The 13727-nt window shown below is 76.8% G+C and carries 16 protein-coding genes and 1 riboswitch; of the genes, 10 read left to right on the top strand and 6 right to left on the bottom strand.

Going from position 1 to position 13727, the window contains the following annotated elements:
• The first annotated feature begins 85 nt into the window (after positions 1–85).
• Entirely contained in the window at positions 86–1645 is a 1560-nt protein-coding gene (cimA, locus tag G6556_RS11540) for a citramalate synthase (RefSeq protein ID WP_240934414.1), read from the top strand.
• 57 nt (positions 1646–1702) lie between these two features.
• Here the strand turns inward: cimA and G6556_RS11535 are convergent, their stop codons facing one another.
• The gene (locus G6556_RS11535; protein ID WP_166941433.1) at positions 1703–2221 is read right to left on the bottom strand and encodes a hypothetical protein; all 519 of its coding nucleotides are present in this window, start codon (positions 2219–2221) and stop codon (positions 1703–1705) included.
• A 281-nt stretch (positions 2222–2502) separates the two neighbouring features.
• Here G6556_RS11535 and G6556_RS11530 point away from each other — a divergent pair, with 281 nt between their 5' ends.
• The 5 genes from G6556_RS11530 (at position 2503) to G6556_RS11510 (ending at position 7136) form a co-directional block, all read left to right on the top strand.
• A complete protein-coding gene (locus G6556_RS11530) occupies positions 2503–3696 on the top strand; it encodes a glycerate kinase (RefSeq protein ID WP_166941431.1) in 1194 nt (397 codons plus the stop codon).
• Between the two features lie 39 nt (positions 3697–3735).
• Entirely contained in the window at positions 3736–4590 is an 855-nt protein-coding gene (locus G6556_RS11525) for a sensor domain-containing protein (RefSeq protein WP_166941429.1), read from the top strand.
• Positions 4591–4640: 50 nt separating this feature from the next.
• On the top strand, positions 4641–5519 hold the full coding sequence (locus tag G6556_RS11520; protein ID WP_166941427.1) for an NAD(P)-dependent oxidoreductase: 879 nt from the start codon (positions 4641–4643) through the stop codon (positions 5517–5519).
• A gap of 59 nt (positions 5520–5578) precedes the next feature.
• Complete coding sequence (locus G6556_RS11515) at positions 5579–6655, top strand: biotin/lipoate A/B protein ligase family protein (protein ID WP_166941425.1); 1077 nt, start codon at positions 5579–5581, stop codon at positions 6653–6655.
• Positions 6656–6737: 82 nt separating this feature from the next.
• Positions 6738–7136, top strand: a complete 399-nt coding sequence (locus G6556_RS11510; protein WP_166941423.1) for a YccF domain-containing protein — start codon at positions 6738–6740, stop codon at positions 7134–7136.
• A 42-nt stretch (positions 7137–7178) separates the two neighbouring features.
• Here the strand turns inward: G6556_RS11510 and G6556_RS19935 are convergent, their stop codons facing one another.
• The 4 genes from G6556_RS19935 to G6556_RS11490 are packed head-to-tail and all read right to left on the bottom strand — an operon-like array spanning position 7179 to position 9782.
• The gene (locus G6556_RS19935; RefSeq protein WP_166941421.1) at positions 7179–7553 is read right to left on the bottom strand and encodes a DUF202 domain-containing protein; all 375 of its coding nucleotides are present in this window, start codon (positions 7551–7553) and stop codon (positions 7179–7181) included.
• A complete protein-coding gene (locus G6556_RS11500; RefSeq protein WP_166941419.1) occupies positions 7550–7921 on the bottom strand; it encodes a DUF202 domain-containing protein in 372 nt (123 codons plus the stop codon). Before G6556_RS11500 ends, G6556_RS19935 begins: the two co-directional genes overlap by 4 nt.
• Complete coding sequence (locus tag G6556_RS11495; RefSeq protein WP_166941417.1) at positions 7918–8697, bottom strand: YggS family pyridoxal phosphate-dependent enzyme; 780 nt, start codon at positions 8695–8697, stop codon at positions 7918–7920. The genes G6556_RS11500 and G6556_RS11495 overlap by 4 nt, the downstream gene beginning before the upstream one ends.
• A 47-nt stretch (positions 8698–8744) precedes the next feature.
• Positions 8745–9782 (bottom strand): WYL domain-containing protein, encoded by a 1038-nt coding sequence (locus tag G6556_RS11490; RefSeq protein ID WP_205693350.1) that lies wholly within the window; start codon positions 9780–9782, stop codon positions 8745–8747.
• A gap of 86 nt (positions 9783–9868) precedes the next feature.
• Between G6556_RS11490 and G6556_RS11485 the strand changes: the two genes are divergently transcribed.
• Positions 9869–10861, top strand: a complete 993-nt coding sequence (locus tag G6556_RS11485) for an ABC transporter ATP-binding protein (protein ID WP_166941415.1) — start codon at positions 9869–9871, stop codon at positions 10859–10861.
• Complete coding sequence (locus G6556_RS11480; RefSeq protein ID WP_166941413.1) at positions 10858–11679, top strand: ABC transporter permease; 822 nt, start codon at positions 10858–10860, stop codon at positions 11677–11679. The genes G6556_RS11485 and G6556_RS11480 overlap by 4 nt, the downstream gene beginning before the upstream one ends.
• A gap of 28 nt (positions 11680–11707) precedes the next feature.
• Here G6556_RS11480 and ybaK read toward each other — a convergent pair whose 3' ends face one another.
• On the bottom strand, positions 11708–12205 hold the full coding sequence (ybaK, locus tag G6556_RS11475) for a Cys-tRNA(Pro) deacylase (RefSeq protein ID WP_166941411.1): 498 nt from the start codon (positions 12203–12205) through the stop codon (positions 11708–11710).
• A gap of 46 nt (positions 12206–12251) precedes the next feature.
• A riboswitch (TPP riboswitch) is annotated at positions 12252–12360 on the top strand.
• A 55-nt stretch (positions 12361–12415) separates the two neighbouring features.
• Here ybaK and G6556_RS11470 point away from each other — a divergent pair.
• Entirely contained in the window at positions 12416–13075 is a 660-nt protein-coding gene (locus G6556_RS11470; protein WP_166941409.1) for a YkoF family thiamine/hydroxymethylpyrimidine-binding protein, read from the top strand.
• Positions 13068–13700: an ECF transporter S component gene (locus G6556_RS11465; protein WP_346774849.1), complete on the top strand. Its 633-nt coding sequence runs from the start codon at positions 13068–13070 to the stop codon at positions 13698–13700. The genes G6556_RS11470 and G6556_RS11465 overlap by 8 nt, the downstream gene beginning before the upstream one ends.
• Positions 13701–13727: the final 27 nt, after the last annotated feature.

Below are 13727 nucleotides of genomic sequence, written 5' to 3'. Positions count from 1 at the left end.
TGGCGCGGCCCACCCCGCCGCCGGCGGGCCCGCGGCGTTCGACGTCTACGACACGACGCTGCGCGACGGCGCCCAGCAGGAGGGCATGAACCTCTCGGTCGCCGACAAGCTGGCGATCGCACCGCTGCTCGACGACCTCGGCGTCGGGTACATCGAGGGCGGCTGGCCGGGCGCGATCCCGAAGGACACCGAGTTCTTCGCCCGGGCCGCCAAGGAGCTCGACCTCCGGCACGCCGTCCTCGCCGCGTTCGGCGCCACCCGGAAGCCGGGCGTGCGCGCGTGGGACGACCCGCAGCTGCGCGCCCTGCTCGACTCCGAGGCGCCGGTCGTCACGCTGGTCGCCAAGTCGGACTCCCGGCACGTCGAGCGCGCGCTGCGGACCACCGGGCCGGAGAACCTCGCGATGGTCGCCGACTCCGTGCGGCTGCTGGTCCAGGAGGGGCGCCGAGTCGTGGTCGACGCGGAGCACTTCTTCGACGGCTTCCGGTTCGACCCGGCGTACGCCCGGGACGTCGTGCTCGCGGCCGTCGAGGCCGGCGCGGAGACCGTCGTGCTGTGCGACACCAACGGCGGGATGCTGCCGTTCCAGGTCACCGAGGTGGTCCGGGACCTGCGCGCCGCGCTCGGCACCGCCGACGCCCTGACGCGGCTCGGCATCCACGCGCACAACGACTCGGGCTGCGCGGTGGCGAACTCGCTGGCGGCCGTCGAGGCGGGCGCCGTGCACCTGCAGGGCACCGTCAACGGCTACGGCGAGCGCACCGGCAACGCCGACCTGCTCGCCACCGTCGCCAACCTCGAGCTGAAGACCGGCCGCAGCGTGCTGGTCCCGCCCGCCGACCGCCCGGGCGGCCTCGGCGAGATGACCCGGATCGCGCACCAGATCAGCGAGATCACCAACATCGCGCCGTTCGCCCGGCAGCCGTACGTCGGCGCGAGCGCCTTCGCGCACAAGGCCGGGCTGCACGCCTCGGCGATCCGGGTCGACCCCGACCTCTACCAGCACATCGACCCGCAGGACGTCGGCAACGACATGCGGATGCTGGTCTCCGAGATGGCCGGCCGCGCCTCGATCGAGCTCAAGGGCCGCGAGCTCGGCTTCGACCTCGCCGGGCAGGACGAGGTGCTCACCCGCGTCACCAACCGGGTCAAGGACGCCGAGGCGCAGGGCTACACCTACGACGCCGCGGACGCGTCCTTCGAGCTGCTGCTCGCCGAGGAGGTCGACGGCGCCCGGCCGGCGTACTTCCGGGTGGAGTCCTGGCGGACGATCATCGAGCGCGCCGGCTCCCGCGGCACCCCGGCCACCGCCGAGGCCACGGTGAAGCTGCACGCCGGCGGGGAGCGGATCGTCGCCACCGGCGAGGGCAACGGCCCCGTCAACGCGCTCGACCACGCGCTGCGGCTCGCGCTGCAGCGGGTGTACCCGGAGCTGGCGGCGTTCGAGCTGATCGACTTCAAGGTGCGCATCCTCGACGCCATGCACGGCACCGACGCGGTGACCCGGGTGCTCATCGAGACGACGGACGGCCAGACCGCGTGGAGCACCGTGGGCGTGGGCCCGAACCTCATCGAGGCGTCCTGGGAGGCGCTGACGGACTCGGCGATCTGGGGCCTGCGGAACCGGGGGATCGCACCGCGCTGACGCGAGGTGGGCAGGGTCCTCGGCGACGCCGGGATCGCTCGGCGAGCGACGCGGCCGCTACGCCTCGTCCGGCTCGTCCGCCTCGTCATCCGCGGCGAGCCGGCTGCGGGCAGCCGCGAGCAGCTGGTCGTAGCGGGGGTCGAACGTCTCGACGAGGGTGCGCTCCAACGCGCCGGACAGCTGCGCCAGGGCGCCGAGCTCGCCGGGGTGGCTGACGGGGAGGGCCGCCCAGTCCTCCTCCTGCCGCTGCGCCAGCCACTCGTACACGACCAGGGCGACGTCGTGGGACAGCGCGATCTCGTAGTCGGCGCGCCGCCGCCGTCGGGGGACGACCCGCGAGAACCGGTCGCGCCACCCGGGCGCGTCCGGCGCCTGCGTGGGCTGCTCCTGCCGGACCTCCTCGACCTGGAGGTACCCGACGACCCGCGGGCCCTCCGTGATCAGCACCGTCGTGCCGGCGGAGACGGGGCGGTCCGCCGCGACGGCCTCCGGGGCGAGCCACCGCGCCTCCGCCGGCGACCGCCACGCCCCCGGCTCGAGGCCCCGCAGCACGAACGAGGCCAGGCCGGTCCCCACGGTGTGCGGCGGGACGACGGCCGTCGCGGCGTAGTCCTGGCCCGGCGCGGTCGCCGGGGGGGGCGGACCTGCGCCCGCCCTGCTCAGGAGTCAGCCACACCACCGTCCCGCGGAACGGCCAGGACCCGCCCATGTCGACCATGCCGCCGATGATGCCGGGTGCGCGGTCCTCCGCGCCGGACGACGCGCAGTCGCCGAGATGGCAGCTCTCGGCTGCGTCGCCACCGCCGCGCGCAGCCGAGAGTTGCCATCTCGGCGGGGGTGGCGGGCAAGGTGGGGGTGTGAGGGTCGTCGTCGCGGTGGACGCGTTCAAGGGGTGCCTCTCCAGCGGCGACGCCGGGGCGGCGGTCGCCGCCGGGGTGCGCGCCGCCGATCCCGCCGGGTGCGTGCGGGTCGTGCCCGTGGCCGACGGCGGCGAGGGGACGGTCGACGCGCTGCTCGCCGCCCGTCCCGGTCGCCGGGTGGTCGCGCGGGTGGTGGACGCGGTCGGTCGACCGGTGGACGCGGCGTACGCGGTGCTGGACGACGCGTCCGGACCGCGGGCCGGCGATGCCGCTGACCACCCGGGCCCGACCGCCGTCGTCGAGGCCGCGTCCTGCGTGGGGCTCGCCCAGGTCGAGGTCGGCCCCGACCTGCCCCCGCGCGCCGGCTCGGCGGGTCTCGGGATGCTCGTCCGGCACGCCGTCGAGGGCGGCGCGCGCCGGGTCGTCGTCGCCCTCGGCGGGACGGCGTGCACCGACGGCGGGCTCGGCCTGCTGCTCGCGCTCGGCGGATCGGCCCGCGCGCGTGACGGATCCCCGCTCGGGGCGCCGGGGACCAACCCGCTCTGGGACTTCGGCGCCCTCGACGCGCTGCCCGACCTCGGCGCGGTCGACCTGGTCGCGCTCACCGACGTGGACAGCCCGCTGCACGGCCCCGCCGGTGCCGCGCACGTGTTCGGGCCGCAGAAGGGCGCGACCGCGGCGCAGGTCGCGCACCTCGACGACCGGCTCGCGGCGTGGGGCGCGGCGCTGGCGGCGCACGGGCGTGCGGTCGCGGGACTGCCCGGGGCGGGTGCGGCCGGCGGCCTCGGCGCGGCGCTGCTGGCCCTCGGCGCGCGCCGGGAGGCCGGGTTCGCCCACGTCGCGCGCGCCGCCGGGCTCGCCGAGGCGCTCGCGGGTGCGGACCTGGTGCTGACGGGGGAGGGGCGGCTCGACGCGCAGACGGCGCGCGGCAAGACCCCGGCCGGCGTGGCGGCGCTCGGGCGCGCGGCGGGTGCGGTCGTCGTCGCGCTCGCGGGCGCGGTGGACGTCGATCCCGGCGACTCCGCCGGTCCGTTCGACGCGGTGCTGCCGGTGCACCCGCGCCCGCTGCCGCTCGCGGCGGCGCTCGACCCCGCGACGACCGCGACGCACCTCGCCGCGACGGCCGCGCAGGTCACCCGCCTCGTCGCCGCGGCTCGGCGTCCTCTCGCGCCCGGCGGTCGGCCGCAATAGCGTGGCGCGGGACAGCGCCCCCGGCCGAGGGAGACCCCGATGACGGAGCCAGCGCGCTCGCGCGCCCGCGCCGACGACCCCGCGCCGGACCGCCCCGGCGACGCCGCGACCGGACGCGACCGGGCCTGGCCCTGGTTGCTGACCCTGGTCCTGGCGATCGCGGCGGGCGTGCTGCTCGCGTGGCGGCCGTGGGCGCCCGCGCCCGGTCCCGCCGCCGCGGTCCCGGAGCCCGCTGACACCGCCTCGGCCACGTCCAGCGCCGCGCCCTCCCCGAGCAGCACCTCCGGTCCCACGACCGGCGCCGGCGCGTTCGACGCGGGCTCGGCCGCCGCGCTGTTCCTCACCGACGCCGAGCTCGCCGAGGCCGTGCCGATGGCGGCCGGCCAGTCGCTCGCCGACGCGGAGGAGGCGCAGTGGGGTCTGCCCGAGCGGTCGACGGTGGAGCCGTCCGCCTGCACCCCCGCGGTCACGACCACCCGGCGCGAGCCCGACGCGTTCCTGCGCCGGTTCGCCAGTGACGACGCCGTGACGGTGATCCAGTCGGTGATGGTGCTGGCCGACGTGGAGGCGGCGCAGGCGGAGTTCGACGCCCTGGTCGGCACGCTCGAGGACTGCGGGACCTACCAGCAGAAGAACCCCGGCACCGACGGCGGCTCGTGGACCGCGGACCCGCCGACGACCGCCCAGGGCGACGTCCCGACCGTCGTGCGCCGCCTCACGCTCACGGCCGAGGGCGCGACGAGCCCCGAGGTCGAGGTCACCGCCCTGGCCGGCAACGCCCTGGTGACGACCACCGCGTCGGGCGTGGACCCGGCGGCCGAGCCGGCCGACCCGGCCACGATGGCGGCCGTCGCGCGCAGCAGCGCCGAGCGCGCGCTGGCCGGCCTGGGCTGACCCCGGTCCGCGGGCGGGCCGACCCGCCGCTCCCGGGCGAGGATGGGCGCATGAGCGACGCACGGACGGTGGCGGTGCTGGGCACCGGGATCATGGGCGCGGCGATGGCCCGCAACCTGCTGCGGGCCGGGCACGCGGTGCGGGTGTGGAACCGCACCGCGGCGAAGGCCGAGCCGCTGGCCGCGGACGGCGCGACCGTCGCGGGCACGCCCGCGGAGGCGGTCGACGGCGCGGACGTCGTGCTCACGATGCTGCACGACGGCGCGGCGGTCGCCGACGTGATCCGGCAGGCCGGCCCCGGCCTGCGCCCGGACGCCGTGTGGCTCCAGTCCACGACGGTGGGCGTGGACGACACCCCGGCGCTGGCGGCCCTCGCCGGCGAGCTCGGCGTGACGTTCGTCGAGGCGCCCGTGTCCGGCACCCGGCAGCCCGCGGAGGCGGGGACGCTCGTCGTCATCGCGGCCGGGCCCGCCGACGCGCGCGAGGTCGTCGCCCCCGTGCTCGCCGCGGTGGGCGCTCGGACCGTCTGGACCGGCGAGGACGCCGCCGCGGGCTCGGCGACGCGGCTCAAGCTCGTCGTCAACAGCTGGGTCATCACGGTCGCGAACGCCGCGGGGGAGGTGCTGGCGCTCGCCGAGGCGCTCGACGTCGAGCCCGACCGGTTCTTCGAGGTCCTCGACGGCGGCCCGCTCGACACCCCGTTCCTCCGGGTCAAGACCGACCTGGTCCGCGAGGACCGGCTGAGCCCGGCCGCGTTCGCCGTCGGCACCTCCGGCAAGGACGCGCGGCTGATCGTCGCCGCCGCGCGGGAGCGCGGGCTGCGGCTGGACGGCGCCGAGGCGTTCTCCGCCCGGCTCGACCGGGCCGCGGCGCAGGGCAGGACGGACGAGGACATGGCGGCCACGTACTACACGTCGACGGCGGACTGACCGGGGGCGCGGCCCGGGTCCCCGGCGACCACGCCGGTCAGGGGCCTAGGATCGACCTCGTGCGTGGCGAGTACAAGGTCCCCGGCGGCAAGCTCGTGGCAGCGGACGTGGAGGTGTCGGGCGGTGCGCTCACCGAGGTGAGCGTCAGCGGCGACTTCTTCCTCGAGCCCGACGCCGCCCTGGCGGTCATCGACGAGTCCCTGCGGGGGCGGCCCGCCGACGCGCGGGTCGCCGACCTGACGACGGCGATCGAGGACGGCCTGCGCCGCGCCGAGGCCGACGGCCGGTTCGACGCCCCGGTGCACATGGTCGGGTTCACGCCCGAGGCCGTGGCGATCGCGGTGCGGCGGGCGCTCGGGCACGCGACGTCCTGGCAGGACCACACCTTCGAGCTCATCCACCCCGGTCCGCTGCCGCCCGCCGTGCTCGGCGCGCTGGACCAGGTGCTGACCGAGGAGCTCGCCGCAGGCCGGCGGGGTCCGACGCTGCGGTTCTGGGAGTGGGACGAGCGCGCCGTGTTCATCGGCTCGTTCCAGTCGCTGCGCAACGAGGTCGACCCCGAGGGCGTCGCCAAGCACGACGTGACGGTGGTCCGGCGGATCTCCGGGGGCGGCGCCATGTTCATGGAGGCCGGCAACTGCATCACGTTCTCGCTCGTGGTGCCGGCGTCGCTGGTCGACGGCCTGTCGTTCGAGCAGTCGTACCGGTTCCTGGACGACTGGGTGATCGGCGCGCTCGCCGACGTGGGCGTCACCGCGACGTTCTCCGGCCTGAACGACATCGCGTCCCCGGCCGGCAAGATCGCGGGCTCTGCGCAGAAGCGCCTGGCCGGCGGCGCCGTGCTGCACCACATGACGATGGCCTACGACATCGACGCCGACAAGATGCTCGAGGTGCTGCGGATCGGCCGCGAGAAGCTGTCCGACAAGGGCACCACCAGCGCGAACAAGCGGGTGGACCCGGTGCGGTCCCAGACGGGGCTGCCGCGCGAGCAGGTCATCGACGCGTTCATCGCGCACTTCCGGTCGCGGTACCGGACCGTGGACGGCGACCTCCGGCCGGAGGAGCTGGAGCGGGCGCAGCAGCTCGTCGAGGAGAAGTTCGGCAACCCGGAGTGGACCGCGCGGGTCCCGTGACCGGCCCGGTGGCCGCAGGACCAGGGTCGGGTCGGGGGAGTCCCCGATGCGCGGGGGCGGCGGCGTCCGTCAGGCTGGTGCCGTGAAGCTCCTGCTCAACCTCATCTGGCTCGTGTTCGGCGGCCTGTGGCTCGCGCTCGGCTACGTCGTCGCGGGGATCATCTGCTGCGTGCTGGTCGTGACGATCCCGTTCGGCATCGCGTCGTTCCGGATGGCGTCGTACGCGCTGTGGCCGTTCGGCCGGACGATCGTGGACCGGCCGACCGCGGGTGCGATGTCGACCATCGGCAACGTCGTCTGGATCCTGGTCGCCGGGTGGTGGCTGGTCCTCGGGCACCTGACCACGGCGCTCGCGCAGGCGATCACGATCGTCGGCATCCCGCTGGCGATCGCGAACCTCAAGATGATCCCGGTGTCGCTCGTGCCGCTCGGCAAGGAGATCGTGCCGACCGACCGGTCGCTGGCGGCGTACGGGCACTGAGCCCGACCCGCGCCGGGGGCCGCGCCCGCCCCGGGCCCGGCGTCAGCCCGCCGCGTGCCGCAGCACCGCGACCAGCGCGGCCACGCCGAGCGCCGTCGCGGCGAGCGCGGTCGCCGCGAGCGATGCGCCGCCGGGGGCCCGGGCGCCGTCGGGGACCGGCGCCCCCGGCCCGCGGTCGGGGTGCGCGTCGTCGACGAACTCCGTCCACACGGTCGCCCGGTGGGCGCCGGCCCGGTCCAGGGCGACCGCGCCGAGCAGGCCGAGCACCGTCAGGCCCCACACGCCCGGCCCGGCCCACGGCTCCAGCACGCGCCCCGCGACCAGCGCACCGACCGCGACCGACAGCGACGTGCGCCGCCACGCGAGCGCGGTGCGCTCGGGCTGGGCGCCGGGCGGCACCGGGCTCGCGGCGCTCACCCGAGGAGCAGCCCGACGAGGACCAGCACGCCGGCCAGCGCGACGCCGGCCGCGAGCGGCCCGCTGAACGCCGGCGCCGGCAGCGGCTGCCGCTCGCGCAGCGCCCGCTCGGCCCGCGCCCAGCCGAACCACGCCTGGGCGGGCGCGGCGATCCCGAGACCGATGAGCAGCACCGAGGCGGTCAGGCGCAGGTGCGGCTCGACGGGCAGGTCCAGCGCCTCCAGGGCGACGCCGCCGGCCAGCAGCGCGAGCGCGGTGCGGACCCAGGCCAGGAACGTGCGCTCGTTCGCGAGGGAGAACCGGCCGTCCGGCTCCGTGCCGCGGCCGTAGACCCGCCGCGGGAACCGGCGGTCGGCGGGGGCGGTCACGCCGTCGGCGCCGTTCCGGGCGCGCCGGCGGGTGCCGGCCGGGCCCCGAACACGGCCGTCCCGACCCGGACGACGGTCGCGCCCTCGGCGACGGCGGCCTCCAGGTCCCGGCTCATGCCCATCGACAGCTCGAGGGCGTCGCCCGTGCCCGCCTCTCCGCTGCCGGCGACCTTGTCCCGCAGGTCCCGCAGCGCCGCGTAGCCGGCGCGCACGGCCCGCTCGTCGGGGGTGTTCGCGCCGACCGTCATGAACCCGCGCAGCCGCAGCCGGTCGTGCGCCGCGACGGCGCGGACCACGTCGAGCGCGTCCTGCGGGGCGGCACCGTGCTTGGTGGGCTCGCCGGAGACGTTGACCTGGACCAGCACGTCGAGGGTCCGGTCGTCCTCCGCGCACCGCCGGCCGAGCCGCTCGGCCAGCGCGACCGAGTCGACGCTCTGCACGCAGGTCGCCCAGCGCAGCGCGGCGTTCACCTTGTTGGACTGCAGCGGGCCGATGAGGTGCAGCTCGGGCGCGAGGTCGGCGAGCTCCGGGCCCTTGGCGACGAGCTCCTGCACCCGGTTCTCGCCGAGCAGCACCCGGCGCGCCGCGCCCGCGGTGGTGGCGGTCCCGGCGATGTCGGCGAGCACGGCCGCGCGCACCGTCGCGGCGTCCTGGGTCTTGGTGGCGAGCAGCAGCCGGACCGAGCCGGCCGGTCGGCCCGCGGCGGACTCGGCGGCGGCGATCCGGGAGCGGACGCGCGCGAGCCGTTCCGCCAGCTCGGTCGCCCCGGTCGTCATGTGCCCGACCCTAATCGCTCGCGGGGCCCGGGACGGCGGGCGCCCGGTCAGGCGGGTGCCACGCCCGGAGCGGGCGCGTCCGCCCCTGCGGCGTACCGCCCGGCGAGCGCCCGCGCCGCCGCCCGCAGCTCCGGCGGCCCGACGACCTCCAGCGGGACGTCGAACATCCCCAGCCACGCCGCGAGCCCCACCCAGGACCACGACCCGGCCACGACCCGGCACCGCCCCGCGTCGAGGGGCTCCACGACGTCCGCCGGCCCCGCCCAGCGGGCCACCAGCGACGCGGGCGCGTCGAGCACGGCCTCGCCGCGGCACGGCTGGGTCACCCCGGCGAACTGCTGCTGCAGGTAGGCCGCCACGTCCGGGGCCGGCAGGGCGCGGCGCTCGAACCGGGGGCCGGTGGGGGTGCGCGGGTGCAGCCGGTCGACCCGGAACGTGCGCCAGTCGCGGCGGTCCAGGTCCCAGGCGACCAGGTACCAGCGGCGGCCGCGGGTGGCGAGGTGGTGCGGCTCGACCCGCCGGGGCGGCCCGTCGGGAGCCCCGCTGGTCGCGGTCCCGTCCGCCGCAGGCGCCGCGTAGTCGAACCGCAGCACCTCCCGCGCCCGGATCGCGGCGCCGACCGCCATCAGCCGCTCGGTGTCGACGTGCTCCTCGACCGGGTCGACCGGTCGGCGCACCGCGATGAGATCCAGCCCCTCGACCCGGGCGCGCAGGCGCGCCGGCAGCACCTGGCGCAGCGTCGCCAGCGCCCGGCCGGCGGCCTCGTCCAGCCCGTCGACGCCCGTGGTCGCGGTCTGCAGCGCGACGGTCAGCGCGACCACCTGCTCGTCGTCGAGCATGAGCGGCGGCATCGCCGTCCCGGCCGCGAGCCGGTACCCGCCGTCGGGACCCTTGGTCGCGTGCACGGGGTAGCCGAGGGCCCGCAGCCGGTCGACGTCGCGGCGCACCGTGCGCGGGCTGACCCCGAGCCGGCCGGCGAGCACGTCGCCCGGCCAGTCGCGCCGGGTCTGCAGCAGGGACAGCAGGGCGAGCAGCCGTGACGACGGCGTCGCGGGGGCGTCGGCCAGGTCCGGGATCGCGGTCATGGGGCCAGTCTGCTCCCGGTAGCGGACAGGACCTGACCGCTACCCGCGCCACGGTGGGTGCCATGACCACCAGAGGGGAACCCGCCATGATCCGTACCAGGGGACTGACCAAGGACTTCACCGGGGGCAAGGGGCCGACGGTGCACGCCGTGCGGGGCCTGGACCTCGACATCGCGCCCGGCGAGCTCGTCGCGGTGCTCGGCCCGAACGGCGCCGGCAAGACCACCACGATCCGGATGCTCACCACGCTCATCGCCCCGACGTCCGGCACCGCGGAGGTCGCCGGGGCGGACGTCGCCCGCGAGCCCGCGACCGTGCGGCGCCGCATCGGCTACGTCGGCCAGGGCAACGGCGCGGGGCACGCCCAGCGGGCCGGCGACGAGCTCGTCGTCCAGGGCACGATCTACGGCCTCGACCGCCGGGACGCCCGCCGGCGCGCCGCCGAGCTGATGGACCAGCTCGACCTCGAGCCGCTCGCCCGGCGGAAGGTCTCCGACCTGTCCGGGGGTCAGCGCCGCCGGCTGGACGTCGCGCTCGGCCTCGTGCACGCCCCGCGGCTGCTGTTCCTGGACGAGCCGTCGACCGGGCTCGACCCGCACAACCGCGCCAACCTGTGGGAGCACATCCTGCGGCTGCGCGAGCGGCACGCGATGACCGTCGTGCTCACCACGCACTACCTGGACGAGGCCGACCAGATGGCCGAGCGGGTCGTCGTCGTGGACGAGGGCCGGGTGATCGCGGACGACACCGCCGCGGCGCTGAAGCACACGCTGGCGGGGGACCGGCTGGTGCTGGCGACCGCCGACCCCGCGCACGCGCCGGCGCTCGCGGAGGTCGCCGCCCGGGTGCCCGGCGCGCGGGACGTCGAGGTCGACGGGGTCGAGGTGCGCGCCCGCGTCGCGGACGCCCCGACCGCGCTGCCCGCCGTCCTCGCCGCCGCGGCCGCCCGCGGCCTCGCCGTCGCCCGGGCGGAGGGCCACCAGCCCACGCTCGACGACGTGTTCCTGACCCTCACCGGCCGCAGCCTCCGCGAGGAGGGGGCCGCGCGGTCGGCCGACCCCGTGGAGGTGGCGGCATGACCGCGACGACCGCCGAGACCCTGCCCGCCGAGACGCTGCCCGCGCGCGAGGCCACCCGCTCCTGGTGGGGCGACGCCTGGCTCGTGATGACCCGCGAGCTGCTGCCGACCCTGCGCGACCCGTTCTCCGTCGTGTTCGGGCTGATCCAGCCCGTGGTCTTCCTGGGCCTGTTCGGCCCGCTGCTGGCCGGGTCGGTCGGCGACGGGCTGCCCGGCGGGGACGTCTGGGCGTGGTTCGTGCCCGGCATCCTCGTGATGACCACCCTGTTCGGCACGTCGACCACCGGGGCGAACCTGCTGTTCGAGATGCAGACCGGCGCGCACGAGCGGCTGCTCGTCACCCCGCTGGCCCGGTCGGCCCAGCTGGTCGGCCGGTCCTGGAAGGAGATGGTGCCGATCGTCGCGCAGTCGGTCGTCGTCGTGGCCGTGATGCTGCCGTTCGGCTTCTCGTTCAGCCCCGCGGGCGCGCTGCTGGGACTGGTGCTGCTCGCGGTGTTCGGCGTCGGGATCGGGTCGCTGTCCTACGCGCTGGCGATCGCCGTCCGGAAGCAGGACTGGATGTTCTGGGCCGTGCAGCAGACGCTGCTGTTCCCGCTGCTCATCCTGTCCGGGATGCTGCTGCCGCTCGAGACCGGGCCGCGGTGGATGCAGGTCGCCGCCGACGTGAACCCGCTGCGGTACGTGGTCGACGCGGAGCGGGCGCTGTTCGCCGGGGACCTGGCGTCCACGACGGTGGCGTGGGGCGCGGTCGCGGCGGTGCTGACCGCGGGCGTCGGGCTGCTGGCGGGGGTGCGGACGCTGGCGCGCAGCGCGCGGTAGCGGGCCCGGGTGGCGGGCACGCGCGCGGTCAGCCGCGCGCGATGTCCGCCACCGTGGCGGAGGTGAGCCGGACCAGGTCGTCCGGCGCCAGCTCGACGTCGAGGCCCCGGCGGCCGCCCGACACGAACACGGTGTCGAACAGCTGCACCGTCTCGTCCACGACGGTCGGGTGCGGGGTCTTCTGCCCGAGCGGGGAGATGCCGCCGACCACGTACCCGGTCGCGCGCTCGGCCGCCGCGGGGTCGGCCATCACCGCCTTCTTGCCGCCGACCGCGTGCGCCAGCGCCTTGAGGTCGAGCTTGCCGGCGACGGGCACGACCGCGACCGTGAGCGTGCCGTCGACCGACGCCATCAGGGTCTTGTACACCTGCTCGGGGTCGATGCCCAGCACCTCGGCGGCCTCCAGGCCGTAGCCGACCGTGCTGCGCGGGTCGTGCTCGTACGCGTGCGCGGTGTGCGGGACCCCGGCGGCGGCCAGCGCGACCAGCGCGGGCGTCCCGGACGGCGCGTTCTTGGACCGGCTCACGGGGCCAGCCTAGGACGCGCCCCCGCCGCCGCGGTGCTGCTAGCGTGCGGGGCAGCACGGGAGTCCGGTGAGCCGGGCTGAGAGGGAGTACTCGAACTCCGACCGTAGAACCTGATCTGGATCATGCCAGCGCAGGGAGCGACATCTCGCAGGATGCCGGGCACCCGTCCGCCGTCCTCCCGTGCTGAGCCGACCAGCGCAGGAGGACGCATGATCCCCACAACCCCGACGGACCCCCGGCCCGCGGCGGCCGCCGATCTGGTGGCCGACCCGCTCCGCTTCGGGGTCGGCGCCCGGGTGACCGTCGCCGTGATGTCCGACCGGTACGCCGAGACGATCCTCGGCGTGCTCGGCTCCGTGGCCACCGACGGCCTCGTGGTGCAGACCGGCGACGTGAGCACCTACGTCGGCGGGGCCGAGGCCGACCTGCAGCGGTACCTGACCGACCTGGTCGACGCGGTGGCCGCCACCGGCGAGCACGCCGCGGTCGCGCTGCACCTGTCCCGCGGCTGCCCGGGCGAGGTCCGGTGCGCCCTGCCGGGCGGTGCGGGCCCGCGGGCCGTCGCGCTCCCGCCGGGGCGGCGCACCGGCCGGACCGGGGCGGCCGAGTGGGCGCTGTACCCGCTCGCCGACGACGTGCGCGCCGGGGTGGAGCCCGACCACATGCGGGACATCGAGGCGGCGATCGACCTGGCGCGGGCGAACGGGACCTTCCGCGGCTCCGAGCACTTCGTCACGCGGCTCGAGGGCGACGTGGGCGCGCTCGTCGAGACGGTCGTCGGTGCGTGGGCGCGGGCCGGCCGCAGCGTGCAGCACGTGACCAGCCACGTGACGTTCTCGCTCAACAGCCCGACCCGGTCCCGTGGCTGAGCGCGTCGCGGCCGGGCGGCGGCGCGAGCCGCTCGCGCTGAAGGACATCGTGCTCATGGTCGTGCTCGGCGTGGTGTTCGGGTTCCTGTACTGGGCGCTCGTCCAGGCGTGGAACGGCCTCGCGGTGCTCATGGGCCCGGCCGGCGACCTCGCCCAGCACGTGCTGCTCGGCGGCTGGCTGCTGGTGGCACCGATCGCGATCGCCATCATCCGGCGCCCCGGCGTGGGCATCCTCGCCGAGGTGATCGCCTCGGTGGTCGAGGTGGTGTTCCTCGGGTCGCCCGTCGGGCCGCTGCTGGTCGTCGCCGCGCTGCTCCAGGGCCTGGGGAGCGAGATCCCGTTCGCCCTCGGGCGGTACCGCCGGTTCGGCTGGGGCCGGTTCGCCGCCTCCGGGCTGCTCGGCGCGACGCTGGTGTTCGGCTGGTCGGCGTTCCGGTTCGGCTGGTACGGGCAGGACGTGCTCGTGCTCCGGCTGGTGCTCCAGGCGGTGTCGGGCGTCGTGCTGGGCGGCCTGCTGGCCAAGGTGATCGTGGACGCCCTGGGCCGGACCGGGGTGCTGGACGGGTTCGCGATCGGGCGGGCGGCCGCGGCCGAGCGCCCGCTGGTCGAGCGTCGTGCCGGCTGAGGCCGCCGGGGCCGCCGGGGCCGCGGC

It is taken from the genome of Cellulomonas sp. IC4_254, assembly GCF_011603975.1.
In the GTDB taxonomy this organism is placed as follows: Bacteria; Actinomycetota; Actinomycetes; order Actinomycetales; family Cellulomonadaceae; genus Cellulomonas.
The sequence above is the reverse complement of the archived record's forward strand: the minus strand, read 5'-3'. Positions and strand labels throughout refer to the sequence as shown.

Coding starts and splice junctions, on each gene's coding strand:
- cimA (WP_240934414.1), top strand. CDS start 86: ATGAACCTCTCGGTCGCCGACAAGCTGGCGATCGCACCGCTGCTCGAC.
- G6556_RS11525 (WP_166941429.1), top strand. CDS start 3,736: ATGACGGAGCCAGCGCGCTCGCGCGCCCGCGCCGACGACCCCGCGCCG.
- G6556_RS11520 (WP_166941427.1), top strand. CDS start 4,641: ATGAGCGACGCACGGACGGTGGCGGTGCTGGGCACCGGGATCATGGGC.
- G6556_RS11495 (WP_166941417.1), bottom strand. CDS start 8,697: ATGACGACCGGGGCGACCGAGCTGGCGGAACGGCTCGCGCGCGTCCGC.
- G6556_RS11490 (WP_205693350.1), bottom strand. CDS start 9,782: ATGACCGCGATCCCGGACCTGGCCGACGCCCCCGCGACGCCGTCGTCA.
- G6556_RS11485 (WP_166941415.1), top strand. CDS start 9,869: ATGATCCGTACCAGGGGACTGACCAAGGACTTCACCGGGGGCAAGGGG.
- G6556_RS11480 (WP_166941413.1), top strand. CDS start 10,858: ATGACCGCGACGACCGCCGAGACCCTGCCCGCCGAGACGCTGCCCGCG.
- G6556_RS11470 (WP_166941409.1), top strand. CDS start 12,416: ATGATCCCCACAACCCCGACGGACCCCCGGCCCGCGGCGGCCGCCGAT.